General features: G+C 31.8%; 18 protein-coding genes and 1 pseudogene. 12 read left to right on the top strand and 7 right to left on the bottom strand.

Translation table 11 applies throughout. From position 1 onward, the window contains the following. The first annotated feature begins 1 nt into the window (after position 1). From Q73A0000_RS05265 to Q73A0000_RS05235, 7 genes and pseudogenes are all read left to right on the top strand, one after another. The gene (locus tag Q73A0000_RS05265) at positions 2-835 is read left to right on the top strand and encodes a GLPGLI family protein (RefSeq protein ID WP_193813029.1); all 834 of its coding nucleotides are present in this window, start codon (positions 2-4) and stop codon (positions 833-835) included. 143 nt (positions 836-978) lie between these two features. Beyond that, the gene (locus Q73A0000_RS05260) at positions 979-1,848 is read left to right on the top strand and encodes a GLPGLI family protein (RefSeq protein ID WP_193813028.1); all 870 of its coding nucleotides are present in this window, start codon (positions 979-981) and stop codon (positions 1,846-1,848) included. 12 nt (positions 1,849-1,860) lie between these two features. After that, complete coding sequence (locus Q73A0000_RS05255) at positions 1,861-2,223, top strand: DCC1-like thiol-disulfide oxidoreductase family protein (protein WP_193813027.1); 363 nt, start codon at positions 1,861-1,863, stop codon at positions 2,221-2,223. A gap of 382 nt (positions 2,224-2,605) precedes the next feature. Further along, entirely contained in the window at positions 2,606-2,881 is a 276-nt protein-coding gene (locus Q73A0000_RS05250) for a hypothetical protein (protein ID WP_193813026.1), read from the top strand. A gap of 62 nt (positions 2,882-2,943) precedes the next feature. Then, positions 2,944-3,684, top strand: coding sequence for a GLPGLI family protein (locus Q73A0000_RS05245; protein ID WP_193813025.1), 741 nt, complete (start codon positions 2,944-2,946; stop codon positions 3,682-3,684). After that, on the top strand, positions 3,665-6,304 hold the full coding sequence (locus tag Q73A0000_RS05240) for a carboxypeptidase regulatory-like domain-containing protein (protein WP_193813024.1): 2,640 nt from the start codon (positions 3,665-3,667) through the stop codon (positions 6,302-6,304). Before Q73A0000_RS05245 ends, Q73A0000_RS05240 begins: the two co-directional genes overlap by 20 nt. A gap of 45 nt (positions 6,305-6,349) precedes the next feature. Then, positions 6,350-8,123: pseudogene (locus Q73A0000_RS05235) on the top strand (helicase-related protein); the annotation flags it as partial. A gap of 129 nt (positions 8,124-8,252) precedes the next feature. On the opposite strand, the gene Q73A0000_RS05230 reads toward Q73A0000_RS05235, so the two are convergent. From Q73A0000_RS05230 to Q73A0000_RS05210, 6 genes are all read right to left on the bottom strand, one after another. Continuing rightward, positions 8,253-9,254: a type II toxin-antitoxin system HipA family toxin gene (locus Q73A0000_RS05230; protein ID WP_244140807.1), complete on the bottom strand. Its 1,002-nt coding sequence runs from the start codon at positions 9,252-9,254 to the stop codon at positions 8,253-8,255. Between the two features lies 1 nt (position 9,255). Continuing rightward, a complete protein-coding gene (locus Q73A0000_RS05225) occupies positions 9,256-9,576 on the bottom strand; it encodes a HipA N-terminal domain-containing protein (RefSeq protein ID WP_193813023.1) in 321 nt (106 codons plus the stop codon). Continuing rightward, a complete protein-coding gene (locus Q73A0000_RS05220; RefSeq protein ID WP_193813022.1) occupies positions 9,576-9,785 on the bottom strand; it encodes a helix-turn-helix domain-containing protein in 210 nt (69 codons plus the stop codon). The genes Q73A0000_RS05225 and Q73A0000_RS05220 overlap by 1 nt, the downstream gene beginning before the upstream one ends. A gap of 651 nt (positions 9,786-10,436) precedes the next feature. After that, a complete protein-coding gene (locus Q73A0000_RS17175) occupies positions 10,437-10,841 on the bottom strand; it encodes a transposase (RefSeq protein ID WP_244140749.1) in 405 nt (134 codons plus the stop codon). Further along, the gene (locus tag Q73A0000_RS05215; protein ID WP_410504122.1) at positions 10,742-11,380 is read right to left on the bottom strand and encodes an ISL3 family transposase; all 639 of its coding nucleotides are present in this window, start codon (positions 11,378-11,380) and stop codon (positions 10,742-10,744) included. Before Q73A0000_RS05215 ends, Q73A0000_RS17175 begins: the two co-directional genes overlap by 100 nt. 28 nt (positions 11,381-11,408) lie before the next feature. Continuing rightward, complete coding sequence (locus Q73A0000_RS05210; RefSeq protein WP_193813021.1) at positions 11,409-11,762, bottom strand: transposase; 354 nt, start codon at positions 11,760-11,762, stop codon at positions 11,409-11,411. A 628-nt stretch (positions 11,763-12,390) separates the two neighbouring features. Between Q73A0000_RS05210 and Q73A0000_RS05205 the strand changes: the two genes are divergently transcribed. Beyond that, on the top strand, positions 12,391-13,065 hold the full coding sequence (locus Q73A0000_RS05205; protein ID WP_193813020.1) for a hypothetical protein: 675 nt from the start codon (positions 12,391-12,393) through the stop codon (positions 13,063-13,065). A 103-nt stretch (positions 13,066-13,168) separates the two neighbouring features. On the opposite strand, the gene Q73A0000_RS05200 is transcribed toward Q73A0000_RS05205, so the two are convergent. Beyond that, positions 13,169-13,678, bottom strand: a complete 510-nt coding sequence (locus Q73A0000_RS05200; RefSeq protein ID WP_244140806.1) for a transposase — start codon at positions 13,676-13,678, stop codon at positions 13,169-13,171. A 377-nt stretch (positions 13,679-14,055) separates the two neighbouring features. Between Q73A0000_RS05200 and Q73A0000_RS05195 the strand changes: the two genes are divergently transcribed. The 4 genes from Q73A0000_RS05195 (at position 14,056) to Q73A0000_RS05180 (ending at position 22,021) form a co-directional block, all read left to right on the top strand. Next, the gene (locus Q73A0000_RS05195; protein WP_193813019.1) at positions 14,056-14,997 is read left to right on the top strand and encodes a VWA domain-containing protein; all 942 of its coding nucleotides are present in this window, start codon (positions 14,056-14,058) and stop codon (positions 14,995-14,997) included. Then, positions 14,990-15,892, top strand: a complete 903-nt coding sequence (locus tag Q73A0000_RS05190; RefSeq protein ID WP_193813018.1) for a hypothetical protein — start codon at positions 14,990-14,992, stop codon at positions 15,890-15,892. Before Q73A0000_RS05195 ends, Q73A0000_RS05190 begins: the two co-directional genes overlap by 8 nt. An 11-nt stretch (positions 15,893-15,903) precedes the next feature. Next, entirely contained in the window at positions 15,904-18,684 is a 2,781-nt protein-coding gene (locus Q73A0000_RS05185; protein WP_193813017.1) for a tubulin-like doman-containing protein, read from the top strand. A 130-nt stretch (positions 18,685-18,814) separates the two neighbouring features. Continuing rightward, complete coding sequence (locus tag Q73A0000_RS05180; protein WP_193813016.1) at positions 18,815-22,021, top strand: C1 family peptidase; 3,207 nt, start codon at positions 18,815-18,817, stop codon at positions 22,019-22,021. Positions 22,022-22,026 lie beyond the last annotated feature (5 nt).

The raw sequence follows: 22,026 nt of genomic DNA, 5'->3' as shown, positions 1-22,026 counted from the left end.
TATGAAAATATTTATTTTAATTTTTGCCGTTATTTTCGGGCTAGCCAATGCACAGACTCATCGCTTTATTTATGAATTCAAATCTAAACAAAATCCTAAGCAAGCTGAGTTTAAAAAAGAAAATATGACTCTGGATATAAATCCAGATGATGTCAAATTTTATAACTACCATTACGTTACAATAGACTCTACCAATATCACAAAAGGACAAAATAGCCAGCTTTGGGATGTTTCTACTCCTGTTGTTGTTCGAGTAAAAAACTCTAATACAAATAGCAATTACACTTTAATCAATGATGTATTTGTTTTTGATACAGAGGATAAAATAAATTGGAAACTCGAAAAAGAAACTAAAAAATTTGAAAACTATACTTTGCAGAAAGCAACAACAACTTTTGGTGGAAGAAATTGGACTGCTTGGTTTGCTAAAGAAATTAATATTTCTGAAGGTCCATATAAATTTCGAGGATTACCCGGAATAATTTTTCAATTGTATGATGATAAAAATAATTTCGATTTTACTTTAGTGAAAAGTTTTAAATTAAAAACTACCTACAAAACTCCGTTCATTGAAAATTTTTATGGTCAAAAACCAATAAAAACAACCCAGAAAAATATAGATATGATGTTGATGAACGAATATAAAGACCCATATCACGAAACTCGTGAAGAATTCAAAAAAAATCCTAATACCACATTTAGCATTAACGGTGTTGATGTAAAAGACATAAGCCAATTTAAAAAATTGACTGAATCAAGGCAACGATATATTAGGGAAAATAACAATCCTATCGAAATAGATAAAGCTATTCATTATCCAGAAAATAAAAAATAATCTATAGCACACTCACTCTGCAGAATATTAATGGCTAATCCTTACGATATTAATGCATATATGTATCGTTATAAGTTTTAATTTATTCTTTTTTTAATCAAATATGATTGTCTGGAATCTAATTGTATATTATTTTAATTACTATGAAAAATCCGATTTTAAAAGCCCTGCTGCTAATCCTGTTAGCCTTGCTAAGTCATAATTATTTTTATGGGCAGTCATATAAAATAATTTATGAAATGACCTGGAAACCCTCGAAAGATTCCACAGATTACGAAAAAGAATTAATGTCATTGGTTACAAATGAGAAAGAACCTTCTTATTTCCAATCTTATGACAAATTCAGATACGATTCTCTCAAAACCAAATTGGTAAAAGATTATATGGAAAACGGTGGAGAATCTCTACGATTTCCAAACGAAACTAACCAATCGAAATACAGAACATTTATCACAAAAGATGTATTAAATAATACTATATCCGCAGAAAATAAATTTTACACCTCAGTATTTCTTACAAAATACAAATGCCAATTCAAGTGGAAAATCAATAATACTCAAAGCCAAAATATATTGGGATATAAAACCTACAATGCAACAACCAGCTTTGGTGGTAGAAATTGGACAGCTTGGTACACCACCGATATTCCAATACCTGATGGACCTTATAAATTTTATGGCTTACCTGGATTAATTCTAAAAATATCCGACAGTTCCGGCGATTACGATTTTGAAATAAAAGGAATAACCAAAGAAAAAAACGATATAAGTCGTAGAGCATTTTCTTATAAAAAAGCAGTTGAACTCACTCCCAAACAATGGACTGATTTCTGGAAAAAATATAAAAAACAACCCTCGATGATTTTGGAAAACCTTAATACCACACATACAACTTACGTCATCAATGGAAAAGATGTCAACAGCCGTGAAGTAAAAGATGAATATGATAAAAAAGAATGGGAAATAATAAATAATTTTGAAAACCCAATCGAATTAACACCAACTTGTGACTAACACCTTTTTCAAATGATTATTATTTATGACAATTATTGCCAAAACTGTACCCAATTTATAAAAGTAATTGAAAAATTAGACTGGCTAAATTTCATTGAAATCAAAAAATTGAGGGCATCAGATGACTTAAAAAAACTCTCAAATCTAAACTACAATCTTGCACTGAAACAAATGGCATCTTTCAGGGGAAGTTGGGCTTATGGATATACAACATTATTCAGAATATTTTTAAGAATTCCTACTTTTTGGCTTTTTATTCCTTTCTTTTGGTTTTTAAAAATTTCAGGAATCGGACAATATTTATATATGCAACTTGCAGTAAACAGGCAAATAATTCCATTGCATTGCACAGAAGAAAGTTGCGAATTAAAATAAAAATTAAATTAGTTTTTGTTAATCCATTACTAAACAAATTCTAAATAAAATGAAAAATGAGAAATTGACCAAATTGTTATCAGAACTTCCAAAGAATGCAGACATTCTAAAAAAGATTCTACAACCATCTCCTTAGATGACAATGATACAAGGGGCCCGCCTATAAAAGGAGCCCATTGGAAAATAAAATAATAACAAATTCTTCAAAAATTCACTGTAAATACAATTTTTGAAAAAAAATATTCAGTAGCTACGAATTGCGAGTTTTGTTTATTACTCACAGGAAAAAAATAAAATAGTGAGATTATGCGACCACAATAAAATAAGTATAAGGTCGCTTTAACGCTCAAGACCAAATGGAGCAACAATAAAATAATTTATTATGAAAAAATTAATTTTCGGTGCGCTACTTTTAGGTGTCACTACATTCTCGTTTGCTAAAACAACGACTAATTTAAAAAATTCTAATGCTGAAATTTCGACAATTTTAAATGATGATAAAGGTCAAAAAACAGTTTTGACTTTAAATGCAGAAAACATTAAATCTATTGACGAATTAAAAGAGTCTTTATCTAAACAATATGCTGTTAAGACAACTGATATTTATATCTTTATTTTGGAGGATGGAACTGTAATCGTTATAATTGTACAATACTAATCTATTTTTTTTGGAGGCGTATTTCGTACGCCTCTTTTTTTATCACTAATAATAATTACAATATGAAAAATATAAATATTTTAATTGCTTTATTGATTTTTATTTCGTGTTCTGCACAAAAATCACAAAAAATGGAAAATTCAATGAAAAATACTACTGTTGTTACTTATGAAGAAACAAACAATGTAGATAGTCAACTATCACAAATTCCTGATGAAAATTTAAGAGCTCAAATTAAAAGTCAACTTACTAAGCCTGCTTATTTTGACCTTATATTTAATGAAAATGAGTCCAATTATGAAAAATCGAAGAGTAGTGATTTGAAAAAAGATGACGACTTAGGTGTTCAACAAAAATTTCAAGTCATTACAATGAATGCCCAAAGTATGATCTATAGAAATCTTAAAACAAATAAATATTTGAAAGGAACGAGTTTATTAGGCAAAGATTTTCTAATTGAAAATGAACCAAAAAAAATAGACTGGAAATTAGAAAACGAAATCAAGAAAATAGGGAATTATAATTGTAATAAGGCTTTTGCAACTATAGACGGGAATTTGGTGGAAGCTTGGTATGCCAATAGTATTCCTTTTTCTGGTGGTCCCGCAGATTACTTTGGTTTGCCGGGTTTGATTTTAGAACTGAAAACAAATAAAAAATATTACCTCGCAACAAGCATCAAGGAAAGCAAAGATGTTGAAGTAGTAATTCCTGCAAAAGGCAAAAAAATAAGTGAGCAAGAATTTGAAAAACTGAAATTGGAATCTTTAGAAGAAATTAAAAATGGGGTTTTCCAAAAATAAAAATAAATTTTTTATTTTCCTGTCATTTCTTTTCTGTTACAATTTTCATTCTCAAATAAAAATTTTTGGAAATGTTTTAAACCAAAACCAAAATCCGTTAGAAGGGGCAATTGTTCAGGTAAAAAATAATTCTGACAAGTCTGTTTTGGCTTATGCAAGAAGTGATGAAAAAGGTTTTTTTCAGTTGGATGTGCCTTTCGTTTCGTCCTATTATGTTGAGTGTAATAGATTAGGCTTTGAAACGGACATACAAGAATTTTCACTAAAAGAAAATGAGAAAAAAGAAAATCTAAATTTTTCACTTTCGGAAAAAGTAAAAACCATTGATGAAGTAAAAATTTTAGGACAATCTTCTGTTATAAAGCAGAAAGGAGACACTTTGTCATACAATGTCAAAGGATTTATAAACGGAAATGAAAAAAATCTAAAAGATGTTTTAAATAAATTACCCGGTTTTGAAGTGAGAGATGATGGTAAAATTGCAATCGGAGGAAAAACGGTGGATAAGCTTCTGATAGATGGTAAAGAATTTTTCGGAGATAACCAACAAATCGCTACGGAAAACCTAGCTGCAGCAATGGTAGGAAATGTAGATGTAATTAATAACTATACTAATAATTCTAATATAAAAGAATTTGATAGCTCTAATAAAACAGCTGTAAATATTAGTGTAAAAGAAGAATATAAAGGTAAAATTACAGGTGATGTTTCCCTAACTTCAGCATATGAAAATAGGTACAAAGCAGGAGCTAACTTATTTCGATTCGACAAGAAAGCAAACATTAGCTTCATAGGAAACAGCAATAATACGAATCAGGAATCGATTACTTTTGAACAATATTTTAATATGAAAAAATCGATACAAAGTGATTTTGTAAGCGATAGTAGAACAGACTATAATAACTTTAGTATTCCTAAAAGTTTACTTTCAGATGATAGAGTGAGTAAAAAAAATCTAAATTTTGGGGCATTTAACTTATCTTATGTACCCGATACAAAATTAAAAATAAATGCCTATACCATTTTAAATAATAATTTTCAAAACAGAAATATTCTCGAAACAAATACTTTTTTTAATCCGCATTTACATATTACAAATCAAAATAAAATTTTCCAAAAAGAAAATCTATTTTTCAGCCAAACAAAATTGTCGGCAGAATATCAATTAAATGAAAAAAAATTATTGAATTACAGTTTTTCTTTTGACCCGTCAATCACAAAACAAAACAAAACAATTCTGCAGACACAGAATACCTCTATAAATCATATTAGCGAATCTGAAAATGAACAGAAAATAGATTTTGGGCAACAACTTAGTTTTGCTAATAGATTATCTTCGAATAAATTATTTTCTATTTATGCATATCAAGAACTTAAAAATCAAAAAAATAAATATGACTTATACTCAGATTTATCATTGTTTGATTTATCCAATGTTTTTCTACAAACTCAAAATTTTAAACAAAATGAAATTGGCTTTCTTAGCAAATTTATCATAAAGCCTAAAAACATAATCTATTCTGTTGGGTTGGGCTACGCCTATACAGGACAAGATTACCAATCGAATCTTGATGCAAATGTTAATACATTTATAAATGATTTGAGTATAGAAAGAAATAGGTTTTCTTTTGACGCTGAGATTTCTAAAAAAAGAGGTTTTTTTCAGTTTTCTATATATAACAGGTTCAGTTATATACGATTACAAAACAGCAATCCAAAGAGATTGCTGTTACCATCTATACAGGCGAAATTTGAATTTTCTCCAACTTCTTTGCTTTCATTTTATTATAAAGAAATGAATTATTTTGCACAACAAAATCAGATTTTCGAATCTAAAGTAATCGATAATTATTACACGATAAAAGAGGATAATCAAATAAGAGAAAACCAATTGCTTAATGATAACAAATTGGGTGCTAATTATTTATATATAGATTTGCTCTCAGGAACTGCTTTGTTTGCGGATATTAATTTTTCAAATAAAAAACAATCTTTAACATCTAATAGCACTTTAATTAATAACTATACTGCAGTAAAAAATGTTCTTACAGATGTTAACAGCACATTAGCCTCTAATATTTCTTTTGAAAGACGAATAAAATTTATAAAATCTCGAATAAAGACCACTTTTGTTTATACCAACCTTAAAGGACAAAATTTCATAAGCGGTGTAGGAAATGAGTTTTCCTCAGAATTTTTTTCTTCAAAATTCTCACTTTACAGTAAATTTAAAAATAAAATATTTAATTATAATTTGGGCTATGAAACCCAAGTTAATAGGACAGAATTTGAAAATAATTTGAGCACTAAATTGGAGACGAAGAAATTGTTTGCAAACTTTGATGGCTCATTTAAAGACGATATTAGATATTATTTCAATAACTCATACATATGGAACAAATCTGAAAATAATACAAGACATTTTCTGAAAATAGATTTAGAAATTGTATTTATTTCTCTGAAAAAAAATTGGGAATTCAGCCTAATTGGGAATGATATACTAAATTTTAATGAAACACAAATTATAGACAACCGTTTGCAAGATAATTTTCTAAGAGAAAGGATTACAGACAGACTATCAGGATTTTTGGGGGTTGGAATAAAATATAAATTACTTTAAAAAAAAATAATAATCACCATTATGATTAAGTAGAGCTTAACCTCGCATAACGCCAACCATATTGTCGGAAAAGCGAAAGTTGAAGACCGACGATTTTCCTCAGATTTTAGAATCAAAATCAGCAAACTTCAAAATTGGGGATTAATACTTGGATGGCAGCTCAATATATTCAGGATAAACAGAATGGTAGAAATGTTACTCTTCTTTCTGTAACTCCTTTTACCAACAAACCTTTGGAATATTATTCTATTTTATCTTTGATTGCAAATAAACGTCTAGAAGAGTCTGGGTATTTCAATGTGAATACTTTCTTTGAAACCTTTATGGAAGCGGATAACGATATGGAAATTGATGCAAAAGGCGATGTGAAGTTTAAAGCAAATGTCCGAAGATTTAAAAATAATTCGCTGTTCCAACAACTCCTTTCGGAATTTATTGATGTAAAAGGTGAGGAAGATAATGGTGAATTGATTCGTCCAAAAAAAATCAATAAAGAGTATAAAATTGAACAGAACGATCTGACGAAAGAACAATATAATTTACTAAATGAAAATTTCAATCACACGGAGAAAGGTGCGATCTTAACGCTCGCTTAATTGCGTTTTCTCCTTATTTATCGCTTTATTATAATGGTGAAGATCCTTAAACCAAAGAATTTGTAGAAAATTCGCCAAAATTGCTTGAAACAATGAATCTGATTCGTCAGAACAAAAAAGACATCCCTGAATCTGGACAAATTATTTATTCTGAATTAGCAGTTTCTCAATTTCCGAAATTGAAAGAATATCTTATTAATGAAGTAGATTTTAAACCTGAAGAAATAGGAATCATTACTGGAGCAACAAGTAAGAAGCAACGAATTTCCATACAGGATGATTTTAATTCTGGAAAAATTAAAGTTATCATCGGAAGCGAAGCTATTCAAGAAGGAATGAATCTTCAAGAAAATACAACCGACGTTTATTTACTGACGCTACCTTACAACTTTACGTCGCTGCGGCAGATAGAAGGAAGAGCCTGGAGACAAGGTAATAAAAATGAAAACGTACGTGTAAACTTCATGCTTACCAATGATAGTATTGATGTTTTTATGCTTCAAAAATTACAGTCAAAACAAGCGAGATATTTAGAAGCGATGAAAAAGGGAGCGAATGTGTTAGATATTTCCGACATCAGTACGCAGGAATTGAAAACTTCAATCATCACCAATCCTGAAACGAGAGCGAATATTGAAATTGAATTAATTAAGAAAAGAATTGAGAGCGAAAAAAATAAATTTCTTGCAGATAGTGCTTTTGTATTGAGAAAGTATGAAGATTTCATTAAAGTAAAAGAGGATGTTACTAAGGCAGAACATTCTTACAACAGGATTTTAGGCTATGCAAAAGATTCAGAGGATGGCAATTCTGACTACTGGAAAAACCAACTTCCTTTTTATCAGAAAACTGTAGATCTGGCTAAAATTGAAGTTCAAAAAACAATTGAAAATCTTGCCGGAAAAGGTGTTAATGTTACAGAAATTGAAAAACAAACGAAAGCTACCGAAGATAATATTGCGAAACTCGATGCGAAATTGGAAGAACTTCCAAAAATAAAAGAAGCATTAATTGTTCAGTATCAAAAAGAAAAAGAGCAACAATTGATGATGAATGAGAATAAAGATTATGTGAAGGAAAGAGCTTTTGAGAACAGTGTTTTGTTTAGACAAGTCAATCACAATAACCCACAATCATTGATGTCTGTTTCTACTGAATCAGAAATCAACAAAAACGAAAATATAGGGGAGGAGAAGAGAGAATTCAGTTGGCGGAAAAGATGATTGGATTTTAACCTTAATTTAACTTACACAGTTAATGGGACGCTGCCCGAAAATACCAGACTGTTTCAGTTTGGTATTTTTCATCTCAATAGGGTTGCTAACTTAAAGAATGATGTCTTATTATAACACCTATTTCTTTAATCTATTCAATCTTCCCTGATAAGCTTGCAGGTAATTGCGTTTTAATTTTTCACTCAGAAAAGAATTGTCAATGAGTTGAGTTATTTTTCCCTGGTTGGAAGTTAAATTACGCATAATCTTCTCAATGATTTTTTTAGGTATACCTGCTTTTTCACCTAGAAGAACAAACTGTAGTAAATCATTTCCTTTTGAAAAAGATTTAGGCAGAAGTCCTTCTTTTAATGCAAATTTAGAATCTTCGATATGGATTCTGGTATTCAGTAAATCATAAGCAGGACTTAACTTGTAATCTCCCTGCTGCGTTTCGATGATTGAAAAATTTTTTAAATGAGCATCACCATTTGAAAACAAATAGTTGAAAAGAATCAATGTGAACAGTTTTGGTGCTTCCACTTTCCAGGCCGGAATATATCTTTGCAAGGCTTCAAAAAGTTCGTAGTAGTTCCCTTCATATTTATACTGTTCACCATGCGTTGCCGGAGATTTTTGCAGTAATGATGCAAAGTCCTCCACAGCTAACTTATTTTCCTTTTTGTTATCGACGAGAGAAGAGTTTTCTAATCTGTCGAAACGTTTTGTAATATATGCAGGAGTGCCGTCTTCAAAGAATATTAGTGAATTTTCAGCTACCTCCATTTTAAAAATTTGTTGTGCAATCTGCATCGTTAAATGTTCATTAGCAGGAGCATACTCATTGTTTTTTGGTAAGTCAGATATTGGTTTTAGTATATACTGTCCGTGTTCATGTTTATGAGTTAAACGAAGATTCTTTCCATCAAGAATTAAAGAATATTTTTCCTGAAATCCTGAAATGGAAATATGAGTTTGATTTTCATTGAAAGTTTTCTTTTCCTTTTTATTAGTTGGAGATGCATAGGGCAGAATAGGACTTACTTTCCGTCCAAGAAACATTTTTTTTAGAACGGCTGGGCTATACGAGGAAAATCCTTCTTTTAAACTTCCCGGACAATTTGTGAACTTTAATTCCATTTTAGATTCTTTGTAGAGTTACTGCTCCAATAGTATCGATTTTAGAAGTATGCAACAAAATTCCAAACTCATCATCTTTATCAATTTTAAAAGTTCTGCAGACTATTCGTTTGTTGGCACCTTCGGGTAGAAGGTGATAAAAAAAAGGAAATAAAGTTTCTGAATAGAACTCATCTTGACTTTTTGGCAATGTGAGGCTGATTGCTGGTTTTAACGGATCAGACAGCCAATCTCCATTGTACTTAAAATGAAAACTACCGTTGTCTTTTTGTGTTAGAATTCCCGCAGAATCGCCTTTATATAAAACATTAGCTGCCCTCATTATTCAGTTTTTTTAATTTGAAATTTTATTTCCATGCCTAAAGCATCTCCAATTTTTTGTATTGTTTCAAGCGTGGGATTTCCTTTTCCACTTTCGAATTGTTTGATTGTTCTCAACCCTACACCGGAAACTTCTGATAATGTTTCCTGCGTAACATCCAAAACTCGCCTGCGTTCTTTAATTTGTTCAATTAACGTCAATGGTGTCATATAATGCACTTTTATACAAATGTAAGAAGAATTTTTTAATGTACTATGGCAATAGTGCTATTTAGTGCACTTTAATTGTGAATTTGATTAATATATAATGAATTCAGTGGTAAAGTGTGTTTTAATACACTTTTATTTTTGCTAAATTAGGTTGTCAAATGAATCTGCTGTTTGCACTATTTAGTATAACAGAGGTTTAAAAGCCTTAAAAGAAGAATCTGTATATGACATGATTAAATTTATCTATTTGGAATCAATTTGCAACTGTTTATAACACTAGGTTAAGGAGGAAGTTATAGATGTTTTTGAGTTTATGAACAAGAAAAGTGATGAAATATTATTTGGTTTATTCAATGGATAAAGAACGAATTTAACAATAAACTTATTTTTTATTTAAACTAATTTATTTACTAAATTTGAAGTTACCAAAACGAATCAAAAATCTACATTTTTCAAGGTGAGTAATTAGGTGAGTAGGTGTTATAAAATCTATCTCAAGTCCGGTCTGTAAACGTATTTAAAGAGTTGATAACGATCCCTAGTTCTCCGCCAAAATCCCTATAAGTTAATACTTGTAGGGATTTTTTTTGTTGAAATTTCTTCCCCACCTCCTCCCCAAGGTTACAATGGATCAGTATCAAAAGTTGGGGACTAAGCAAAAAGTTTAGATAATCTGAACAAGAAAAATGTTTTGTCTTTTACACCTCGAAGTTGTAATCTGAAGTTTTTTATTTTCGCATTAAAAGATTCTGCAGAAGCATTTGTGCTTCTCTGATCAAAATAATTGAGAATATCATTGTAATGATTCATAATGGTTTTCATGAGTACTGAAAATGATTTAAAGCCCGATTCTTCTACCTTTTTGAACCAATGTGCTAATTTGAGCATTGCGACGGACTTTTGAATATTTTGATTGTAAATTTTTCTCAGCCCATCAGATAAATGATAGGCTTTTTCTAAGTCGGGATAGTGCGAGAATAATATGTCCGCTCTTTGGTTTTGGCTTGGTGTCCACTTTTCTTTGGTTTTGTAGAGTAAATATCGGCTCCTTGCCAAGAGTTGCTTTCTGGTATCACCATTTTCAAAAACTTCAATTTCCGGCTTCTTCTTTCTCTCTTTGCCTCGGTTAGTAAAGTGTTTTCCAAATCAATGGCTTCCCATCGATGTTGTATTCTGAGGTTCTGCAATGCTTCTGTGGCGAGCTTTTGAACATGAAAGCGGTCAATAACCTGCACGGCATTGGGGAAACATCTTTTAGCAATGAGTTTCATTGAACCTGCCATATCGAGTGTGATCTCTTTAACTTTCTGTCGGAGTTTTCTACTGATTTTCAGAATTTGTTCAATGACTTTATCACTCTGAGTTCCTTTAATAATGGCTACGATACTTCCTTTTCTGCCCTTTGCTTTTTTGGAGGTAAGAACAGTGTACAATTCCCCGTCAGAAAGAGCGACTTCATCTAAAGAAAGCTGGTCAGAGAGGTTTTCAGAATATAAGATCCAGTCTGCAGCATGTTCTTTCTGATCCCAATCTTTAAAGTCGCTAATGCTTTTTTTATATTGTCGTTGAAATTTTCTTCCATTCACGCCATACATTTCTGCGATGGTTTTACAAGGAAGTGCTTTAGTATCGGCTGATTTTTTTTAAGAACTCTGCAAAATCCTGTGTCATGCGAGTTCCTTTAGCGATGAGATTCCAATCTCTTTGAATAATGTCTCCCGATTTCACATCTGTCCATCTTCGGCGTTTGATATGGAGTTTTACAGACTTTCCACGCAGCGGAAAATCATCTACCGTTATTTCGGGCAGAAAACCCTTTGATTGCAAAGTAAGGGACGTAAATTCTTTGGGAATCGTATTTTTTTCCTCAAAATAAAGATGCACAACTTTATTTATTTCTTCAAATTTCACAATTTCAAAATGATCAATTAAAAATTCAGGTAGTAATAATTTAAGAACTTCTGTTTCGTTTAGCATCTAACAAAATTATCAAATTTATTCTTTCTCCCCAAGTTTTGAGACTGATCCAAAACTTGGAGCATGTGAAAATTTATTAATAGATAAATAAAAAGAAAAGAAGTGGCTTATCTTCAATAAAAGAATATTTCAATATCTATTTCGCAAGATTTGGAAGTGAATACATCATAGAACTCAGACAATTTCCAGAAAAACTTTATGGTTAGATATTTCTTTTAATATAATCAAAGGAAAAATTAAATCGCTGCTGTTTTATGGTCCTATGTCTAAAACCGAAGATTATTTAAATCTGAAATTACACTGATCCTATTGCATGAAAATTGTGTTTTTTGGGCGAATTTCTCAGTACACTTTTCATGCACTCCTCATACACTATCCATGCTTTATCTATGAAGTATACCATTTTAGGTGACCCGTTCTTGATCCGACCTGAAATAACTATACAGATTATTCAATAAATACTGATATAACTATACACGTAACAAAGGTAACCCGATTTTGAGGGTTATGTCTTTATCCTTTGATATGTGGTGAGTTAACCTGCAGTCAACATGCACTTTGGCATACTGTATTCATACTATATCTATTGGATTGGTTATCTTTGTTAAATCCTTTAATCTTTAATACCATGGCGAAACTCAAAGGTGTGCTGAAAATTACCGGAAAGCTGGGCGGGCTTTCATATTATGAAATGAACGGCAAGATCATCGTGCGGAAACCTGGCGGATTTGATGGAGAAAAAATACGGGCGGATGAAAAATATGTGAACGTAAGGAATAATGCGTCTGAGTTTGGGCGCTGTTCAAAATTTGGGGGAAGACTTCGGCGTGCTCTTCAGCCGTTTGTAAAGGATCTGAATGATCCCCAACTTCATGGGAGAATGGCAAAGATGCTACACAATGTTATGAAGATGGATGTGCTGTCTGGAAAGGGTGATCGGACGGTAGAGTTTGGGCTGCTCCACGCTGAAGGCAACGAAATTCTGGGCGGTTTTGTCTGGAACCTTAGTGACAGAAAAAGATGCCGATATGATTATGGTCAGCGGATGCTCTTTTTCGACCGTATTCCTAAGGGAAGTACGAAAGCGGAGGTGACGCTGAGGTTCATCAATCCTGAATCTGGGCAGGATTTGTTGAGATATGTGGAGGCTGTTTTTGAGGTTTTGCTACCGTGTGATTCGTTTTTCATTCCTGAGAATGAGGGATTTGATTTTGATGAAGGCCTGTTGAAATTTGCGCTGATCCGGTTTTTTGACAGAAGTGGCTTACTGTTGCCAGGGAAAACTGCGGTGGAGCTGGGGTAGTTTTGGGAGGATGAGGGTGTGTATAAGGCTGGATGTTGCAACTCTGAAGTTCGACCCGTCCTGAAATTTTAGCTTGTCCCCAAGTTTTGGACATGATCCGGGGCTAAGCAAAAATCTGCGTTAATCTGAAGATGAAAAATTTTCTATCCGTTACACCACGAAGTTGCATTCTAAAGTTTTTTATTTTTGCATTAAAGGATTCGGCACTTGCATTGGTACTTCTGTTGATAAAGTAATTTAGAATATCATTATAATCTTGAATGATGGTTCTCACTAGCGTATTAAAAGACTTAAAGCCCGCATTTTCTACCTCTCTAAACCAGTGTGCCAGTTTTAGCATCGCAACATCTTTTAGTGTTCGTTTGTCGTAAATCTGTAGAAATCCATTGGTTAAACCATACGCTTTTTCTATATCAGGATAGTTTTGAAAAAGTATTTCTGCACGTCCCTGTTGTGATTCCGTCGATTTTTCTTGGCTTTTATAAAGCAAATATCTACTTCTTGTCAGAAGTTGTTTTCTGGTATCTCCATTTAATTTTCCCAAGTTTGATGCTTGGCCGGAATCTGTAATTTGTTTAATAAGCATTGTACAAAATTGTACTTTTAAACTCATCGATTTAATACTATATTTATCATTATGTTAAAATTAGATGAATGTGAAAGCTGTGCTTAAAAAAAAGATAAGAAATTATAGTAATGATTATTTTACTAAAAAAGGAGCTCAAACTAAATGTCGTTTTTCGATAATTGCTCTCATTTATTAAAAATACAAGAATTTAATATTTCTTACTAATATCATTTAATTTTTTCATTATTACTCATAAATTTTCTTAACTTTGACTATTTACCAGTGTATTTATGTTTATTTAATTAGGACAATAACAAGAACTAAAACTTACAATGATTTTTAAAAAAGCACTTATATATTTATTTTTTATCGTCCCAATTTTTTGCTTCGGCCAGAGTTTCAAAAAGGAGAAACGTATTTATATGTTAGATATCACAAAATCAATGTGGGGATTGGCAGGAAAGCCATTCGATGTTTTTGATAAAGTTAAGGAAGAGTTATACAAAGGAATTGGAGATATAAAAGATCCAAATACAATAGTCACAATAATTCCGTTTCAGGCTACTTATACCTATGATATTTTACATTCCTGGACTTTTAAAGCAGGCGATCAAGCAGCTTTTGGTAACATGAAAAAAGTAATTGATTCTTATACCATCAAATCCGTTCCGGGAGGGTATACTGATATTTATTCGGCCTTAGAAAAAGCGAAAAAACAAATAGATCCTGATAGAACTAATTATCTATTTCTATTAACAGACGGCGAACAGTCAGCTGTTCCAAGTTCACAAAATAGAAATTATCAAGTTGCATTTGATAATAATGCGCTGTTAAAATCATTGGGAAATTGGTGTCAATTCTCTCAAGGAAAAGATGTTCACTTATTTTATACGATGTTGACAGCAGCAGCGGTAGATCAAAAAATCATTAACATTATTAAAAGTCAATGTAATGCATACGTTACTCAGGGCACAAATATTAATATCGCTTTCGTTCAGCCCGCAATGAACCGATTGAAAATCAATCTTCACGATAATCCCGACCAAATAGAGATTCCTTTTGACGCGAATAATTGGGCGTATATAAAAAAAGGGACGGTAATCAATGCAAGTTTGTCAGATAATACTTTGTTTGAATTGAGCGGTAATTCTGCTGAATTAAAGAACAACAAAATCATTTTAAAACTCAAAAGAAAAGGAGGTGTTTCTTTTGCTAACTTAATTAAAAATAACCCAATAAATAATATTTTAGAATTGAAATTATCCAGCCCTACTGAAGTGATTATTTTGAAGCCTATTATTCAGCTACAGGTTAGTAATAAAAAAGAAAGAGTGTTGAATCTAAATTTTTCTAAAAATGATTAAACGAATTACTCTACTTTTAATAACCAGTGTATTATTTCTAAGTTCTTGTAAGGATGAAAATTATGTGGGAGAAACTGCTGATTTTGGAACGGCAAAATATTACAAACCCTTTTTATTTGTAAAAAGCGATACTGTTGTTTTAAGTAAAACTTTAAACTATGATTTTAATGATTATGCAGTTGAGCAAAAATCGTTTGCAAAAATCAAATGGGTAGACGAGAATAAAAAACCTATTCAAAATAAAAATATCCGATTTTTCGTCAATGGAGTACAATCGGATTCAAACGAATTTGAGATTTCAAGTAAGGTAAATAAGGGTCAACTCGAGCTTGGAATTCAAATGCTTCCTGATTTTCCTAAAGGCTACACCTCTGGATTCTTATCCATTTCAAATCATCAATTGGATGTTGTGAATAATTTAGATTTGGGCAGCGCATCAGAGGATCGTATTTTTAAATGGGAAGCCACACATAAAGTGGTTATGAATCCATTGAAAAAAGGTTTAATGTGGGTTGGGATTTTAATACTTGCCTTGTTATCAGTTTGGTTTTTAGTCCTTCGCAATATGTTACATCCTAAATTTAAAAGAGGAAAGATTCAAATTCTTTCACCTTATTTTGGAGGAGTATCATTTAATCAAAATACAAAACTCATTGTCTTTACTTCCACTATTAAGAAACAGAGTGCATTTAATAGAATATTCACAGGCAAGATTATTTATGAAGTGAACCCAATCTATTCAAACGACATAATATTAAGACCAGGAAGAGCGAATAAAATAAAGATTAAATTACCTGTGGGAGTTACAATCAAACCAGCTGTTGCTAACCTGGACAAGTTTAGCGAATACACAATCATGTTAAATAAAAATATAATAAAAATACAATACTCATAAAACTCACAACTATGGCAAAATTAAAAAGAAGTCTATTTATTGGTTTAGGCGGCACAGGATTAAAATCTATTTTACACACAAAAAAAAGATTCATTGATACCTATGGAGAAATACCTCCGATGACTGCATTCCTTGCTTTTGACACTGATGGAGATAGTATCAATGTTAGCTTAGACAGCCATTTAGGAGACAAAAAGATAAGTTTAGATAATTCTGAATTTGTATATATACAGGTTAAAGGTCCACAACAAGTTCTTAAGCAGCAACCAGAACTGTTTGACTTTGTACCACAAGTAAATAGAGATTTACTTGTTAATTTATCAGATGGTGCCGGACAAGTTAGATCTAACGGTAGATTTGCCACCCATTTTAATTACGGTGCGATAGAGAACGCTATTCAGAGTAAGCTTACGTCTATATTAAATGCAGACTCCATAGCTAATGAGAAATTTAAAGTTAACGGAAATGACGTAGAAATTAATATGATGTTTTCTGTAGCAGGAGGTACAGGTAGTGGAACTTTTTTAGACATTGCTTACATTGTTAAAGAGGTCTCTAAAAGCATCAATGCCAATGTAGGAGTTTCAACTATTGCGTTTGCTATTTTACCTGATGTATTTAACGCAATGATGAATGGACCAGCTATGGCTAATGTTTTACCCAATGGTTATGGTGCTTTTTATGATTTAGATTACTTAATGCATCAAAATTATGATAAAAAACCTCTGGAGATTAAATATGCTAACAAAACTATTCAAGTTGAATCTCCTCCATTTGATTTAGTATTTACCATAAATAATAGTGATAAAAATGCCAACACCTACACCAAAGTAAATGATTTAAGTGAACTCATTGGTCTTGCTATGTTTACGGGAGCTAGTGAATTAAGTGGTGGAATGTCAAGCTCATATGATAACGTGAAAACCGTAATTGCAGGAGGTTCTATGAAAGTAGCAAACAAACATTCCTGGGCTTGTGGATTAGGATTAAGTGAACTTTATTACGATGGTAATAAATTAGGGAATATTTATGCGCACAAAGCATCTGTAAGCATTATCAACAATTTGATTGCAGCGGAAACAGACTCTTTCAATTTAGACGATATTTTTATTACTGATGCCAAAATAAGAGAAAATAATGGAGATGAAAATAATGATTTAATCGATTCTCTCTTATCGGCAAATCCTAAAATCCAGTATTCCTTTATTCAAGATGAGAAATCTGTAGAAAATGAGATAAAAGCGTATTTAGGCAATGTTTCTGAGTCTGCTAAAACAGATATTGAAGATAATTTTAATTCCAAAGAAACTGATGTAAATAAAAAGTTAAATGATTTTGTTATTGAACATATTAACAAACCTTACGGAGTTGGAAATGTAGAACGTTTTTTAAATGCCTTAACGAAGCATGTCAATCTTTTCTTAAATGAAATGAAAGAAGAGAGAGATGAGAAACACAATAATGATGAGCTATTTAGAAATCAGTTAAATCAAACTATTTCGGAATTAAAAGATCTCGGATTTATGCAGAGAAAACTGGGTTCAACCTTAAAAAATACTAAGAGCGATGTGATACAGTCTGTAAATTTAGTTGCAGGCAATATTCATGAGCACATAAGACGTCAATATGCAATAACCTTTTTCAATAATTTATTATTAACAATTGATAAAGAGTATACTAAAGTTAAGGACATCAAATATAAGCTGAAGAAAGTTGCTGAAGATTGTGAATCTCAGTTCATAGGGTTACAAAACCAAATCAATGAGGAACCAAAGAAATTCGTAAAAGAATTACACAGAGATTTTGTAAATACGGTGGTAGTTTTAGATGAGGACATTAGCGTAGGTGATTATATAAAAAGCTTTTCCAGTCATACCAACGATAAGGGAATTTTTAATTTCGCAGAAATTTCTGATAAACTAATAAAAGATTCATTTTGGGGTTTTTCAAAAGAATTACCAAAAGCTCTGGAGTTCAGAAATCGAAAAATTGATGATGTTTTGTCAACGTACACTCCTGAGAAATTAAATGAAATGATTAAGGAGTTAATTACCAAATCTAACCCTTTGTGGTCCTACAATTATCAAGGTCACGTTGTCAGCAGGCAACATCATGAAGCTTTTATCGTAGGCGTTCCTAATAGTAATAATTCAGTATTTGTAAAAGATAATTTATTTGTGAATCTTCTTGAAGCGAATCAGAAAGCAGATTTCAATTCCACTAATATGGATGATCGGATTGTAATCTATAGAATGGAAGCAACGGTTCCGATTTATGCAGTTTCCAATATGCCTTTGTACGGAGAGAAAAGTAAGATTAGTAATATCAGCCACCATATAGATGCAAATTGGCTGTTAAGAATGCAGCGAGAAAATTTTGACATTTATCCTACTAAACGGGAAGATCATAATTTGGAATATTGGGTAACTGGTTTTATCTATGATTTTATCAAATTTGACGGTGAAAAATATATGGCCTATAGCGAAGAACAGGGCGACCCCATCGAAGATTACTGGATTGAATTAGGCCACTATAGAGACGAAGCATTTGATGATTTTAAGCGACGCAAGCTTCAGGAAGAATTTAAAAGAATGATTGACGCAAAAATAAATGCTCTGGGAGAAACTGAAAATCAAAAATTGATTAAAGAGGTTACGACTGGAACAAACTACAACGAAAATTTTTCTAAAAAGAATTTTGATAACAACGATTTGAAAGACTCTAAAATGATTAAAGTTAGAGAGCTATTTTCTGATGAAATTAATTTTGTAAAAAAAGTACTGGCAGTATAGTACAAAAATTTGTATTGTGATTAATCCGTTCACCATTGGTCAAATTCTTTATTTGATTCTTGTTGAACGGAAAATCACTTTTTACATAGACCACATTTTTCTACCTAAGTTTCAATTTAACATTTAATTTATGCCTTCTTCATCCATCAATATTGGTATTAATCGACAAGGGAAACGACTTGTAGATAAAATTAATCTGCATTATAAAAATCATGAACCTGATTTTTACAACAATCATATCCTTAATGCGGCCATGGAGTCGGGCGATACAGGTCACAAACTTTTCACTCTTTCACAAGATCAATTTGTTCCATCGCATAATGATGACACTAAAGTTTGGTTTGACGTGGAATTATATGGTGAAGTACGAAGATTAAGTAATTTAATAAATGAAACCGTTGGTAGTTCAATTGATGTCAATATTATTTTTTCAATTTGTGATAAAGAAGCCACATCTCAGTTAAAACTGCTTTTGGAAGCCATAAGAATTTTAAAAGATAGCGAACAAATTTCAGGAGTTGATGTTAAACTTTTTGTGATTTTGTATGAATTAGACAACACTAAATCATCAAACTATTCAGGTGTACAACAAGAATTGATTTCCATAACGGAAATGACGCAAGAATACGATTCGATACTCACAGATATTTATTATTTAGATGATCGAAATGTTGGTCAAGTCATTTTAAACTTAAATACAGAATGGTTGGCTTTTGCACTTGCTGAATTTATCGTTTTTGAAATGCTAAAAGAAAGATCAGGTGCGATACTGAGAAAATCAAAAATTTTTGGAGTAGGAGTTATTCATTTCAACGAAGTACTTTTTCGAAATGTGATTCAACACACCATTTTACAGTATAAATTTGAAGATGAAGGAATTCTTGACGAAGATGCCGTTGTACTGAGAGATTTATACCGGAAGTGCAATCCATTTATTGAGAGCCATCAGAACTTTTTCACCCGATTCTTGGAGGCATTTCCTTATACTTCAAATAATAGTGGAGAGTTAACATTAAACTCTAAAAAATATATTAGTGATTTCAAGGGTACTTTAGAACAGTTCATTACTAATGAGGAGTATAAAGTTGGTGAATCTAAAACTTTACTCGCACACTTATTGGGTGAAGATGATAACAAACTGGAAGGTATAAATTGGTCTGGTGAGCGCCTAGATATTAATGATCTGGAATTTGATGTTATTAATTATTTTAATAAATATTTAGAAGAAAATGATCGTGTCAAATATCCTGAACAAAAAGCACGTAAAAATTCAATTACTGAATTATCGCAGGGAATAAAAAGAGAAGAGAGAATTCTTCGCGATTTAGAAGAAACTTCTAATGAAATATACAGGAATTTAAATGTATCATTTAAAAATGGAACCTTTAGTTTAGATGGAAAAAGAATTAATGCATCGGGTTATATTCCTTCGCCGATCAATCCCAGCGATGAATTTTATACCTATCCAGATGAAAATATTCCGACTAGTCTTGATTTGTCGATGTATTTATCTGCCGTTAAAAATCAAGGAGACCTAAAGAGTTGTACAGCCTTTCCGATCTCAACGGTATACGAATTTTTTGCACAGAGAAATAGAAAAAATGTTAACATCAGTGAACTTTTTATTTATTATAATTCCAGAGAACTCAATGGAAATATAAATAATGATAGTGGAGCTACCCTTGTTAATGCCATCCATGCTGTAAAAGAAAAAGGTGCCTGTTATACTAAAATGTATCCATACGATACTGAATCTTTCAGCCAACTACCAACAGACGATGCTTACTCAGAAGCTAAGCATCAAGTAGTCAGTAAAGCCAGTCGAATTAACATCACCGAAACAGATTTCAAACATGCTATTGCCAATGGGCATCCGGTTATTATTGGTCTGAAAATTTTTGAATCCTTTTACCCTCAAGATGCCTCGGGAATTATTCCTTTCCCTTTGATTAATGAAGCAGAATATGAACAACATGGTAATCATGCTTTACTTGTTGTTGGTTATAATGACGAAGAGAAACTCTTTAAAATACGAAATAGTTGGGGTGAAGAATTTGGTGATAGAGGATATGGCTACGCTCCATACGATTATATAGCAAATCCAAAATTCTGCCATGAAGCCTTTGTAATTACCGAAATAGTAGATCTGTCTTATGAAAAATTCACCTATGATGAAAATTCAAACTTTTCATTTTTAAAAGATGCAACTATAAGAAGAAAATTAATCGTCGAATATCAATTGAGAGCTAAGAAAAGAGAATTAAAGGAAGTGAAGATAGCTTATGATGATTTAGCTTTTCAAAATGAAAGAAACTCTGAACAAATAAAAGATCCAATATTCAGAAGGAGATTACTAGACCAATTAATGGTAGCGACGCCTAACGTTTCAGTACAAGAACCTATTGTAATAAAAAAGCCTCAAAATAAAATGTGGGGGCTTCTAATAATGGTCATTGGAACAACCTTTATAAGAGCAGCAATAGCTTTAAAGAAAGATCTTGGACATACGGGATTGCTAATTGCAATAGGACTCGGCGTAATTATAATATTAATCGGAGTTGTACAATTATTCAGAAAAAAAACGGTATCAGAAAATCCCGTACCTGTAACTGCAACACCAAGATTTGGCGAGCAAGATAGGTACGCATTTGAAGCTGCAGATAATTTATTTGAAGCCTTCGATGGCATGAGGCAAAATTTAGTTAGAAGATATAAAGCGATATCGAACTACTACACCAGAATTAAAGAATGGCAAATAGAGAGTAAGAAAAAGCTTGATAAAATTGAATACAATTCTCCTGATTTTGTAATTAATGTTATTAAAAAAGAGCCGCTGCTTCATTATTTGGAAATGAATAAATCTGAATTTCTAAGAAACTTAATCAATTTCTCCACTATTTTCCACAGAGACTACGATCCGGCTTCCGATAATGTTGACCAGGTTTACAATGATTTATATAAAAATTATTTTCTAAATATCTCTGAAAATATCGACGGGATTTTAGAAATGAGTATTGTAGACTACATTCAAAACAGAGTAGAATATCCATATTTAGAACCTGCTCCTGTTCTCCAAAGTACAATAAGAAATATTCAAAACGTGTCGATGCCTTTTTGTAATATAAAGCAGACCGCAAACTCAATCAATATTCAAAACTATGTTATTCACGAAAAAATTTCAAGTAATGAAGATTCTAAGCTTAGCGAGTTTGCAAGACATAGGGATGCGGCGATAAATCCAATTTTAACTTTCAGAAGCGACAACAAGAAGAAATATGTGGCAATTCAGGTAGCGGCTATTGAAAATGTTGAGGATATTGCGAGGTTTAATTTATAGTGTAT

It is taken from the genome of Kaistella flava (ex Peng et al. 2021), assembly GCF_015191005.1.
GTDB lineage: Bacteria > Bacteroidota > Bacteroidia > Flavobacteriales > Weeksellaceae > Kaistella > Kaistella flava.
This window is presented reverse-complemented; position numbering and strand designations above follow the sequence as displayed.

What these genes read in the sequence shown, in the direction of transcription:
- Q73A0000_RS05265 (WP_193813029.1), top strand. Translation starts at nt 2, where the DNA reads ATGAAAATATTTATTTTAATTTTTGCCGTTATTTTCGGGCTAGCCAAT.
- Q73A0000_RS05260 (WP_193813028.1), top strand. Translation starts at nt 979, where the DNA reads ATGAAAAATCCGATTTTAAAAGCCCTGCTGCTAATCCTGTTAGCCTTG.
- Q73A0000_RS05255 (WP_193813027.1), top strand. Translation starts at nt 1,861, where the DNA reads ATGATTATTATTTATGACAATTATTGCCAAAACTGTACCCAATTTATA.
- Q73A0000_RS05250 (WP_193813026.1), top strand. Translation starts at nt 2,606, where the DNA reads ATGAAAAAATTAATTTTCGGTGCGCTACTTTTAGGTGTCACTACATTC.
- Q73A0000_RS05245 (WP_193813025.1), top strand. Translation starts at nt 2,944, where the DNA reads ATGAAAAATATAAATATTTTAATTGCTTTATTGATTTTTATTTCGTGT.
- Q73A0000_RS05240 (WP_193813024.1), top strand. Translation starts at nt 3,665, where the DNA reads ATGGGGTTTTCCAAAAATAAAAATAAATTTTTTATTTTCCTGTCATTT.
- Q73A0000_RS05230 (WP_244140807.1), bottom strand. Translation starts at nt 9,254, where the DNA reads ATGGAATTAAAGTTCACAAATTGTCCGGGAAGTTTAAAAGAAGGATTT.
- Q73A0000_RS05225 (WP_193813023.1), bottom strand. Translation starts at nt 9,576, where the DNA reads ATGAGGGCAGCTAATGTTTTATATAAAGGCGATTCTGCGGGAATTCTA.
- Q73A0000_RS05220 (WP_193813022.1), bottom strand. Translation starts at nt 9,785, where the DNA reads ATGACACCATTGACGTTAATTGAACAAATTAAAGAACGCAGGCGAGTT.
- Q73A0000_RS05215 (WP_410504122.1), bottom strand. Translation starts at nt 11,380, where the DNA reads ATGTATGGCGTGAATGGAAGAAAATTTCAACGACAATATAAAAAAAGC.
- Q73A0000_RS05210 (WP_193813021.1), bottom strand. Translation starts at nt 11,762, where the DNA reads ATGCTAAACGAAACAGAAGTTCTTAAATTATTACTACCTGAATTTTTA.
- Q73A0000_RS05205 (WP_193813020.1), top strand. Translation starts at nt 12,391, where the DNA reads ATGGCGAAACTCAAAGGTGTGCTGAAAATTACCGGAAAGCTGGGCGGG.
- Q73A0000_RS05200 (WP_244140806.1), bottom strand. Translation starts at nt 13,678, where the DNA reads ATGAGTTTAAAAGTACAATTTTGTACAATGCTTATTAAACAAATTACA.
- Q73A0000_RS05195 (WP_193813019.1), top strand. Translation starts at nt 14,056, where the DNA reads ATGTTAGATATCACAAAATCAATGTGGGGATTGGCAGGAAAGCCATTC.
- Q73A0000_RS05190 (WP_193813018.1), top strand. Translation starts at nt 14,990, where the DNA reads ATGATTAAACGAATTACTCTACTTTTAATAACCAGTGTATTATTTCTA.
- Q73A0000_RS05185 (WP_193813017.1), top strand. Translation starts at nt 15,904, where the DNA reads ATGGCAAAATTAAAAAGAAGTCTATTTATTGGTTTAGGCGGCACAGGA.
- Q73A0000_RS05180 (WP_193813016.1), top strand. Translation starts at nt 18,815, where the DNA reads ATGCCTTCTTCATCCATCAATATTGGTATTAATCGACAAGGGAAACGA.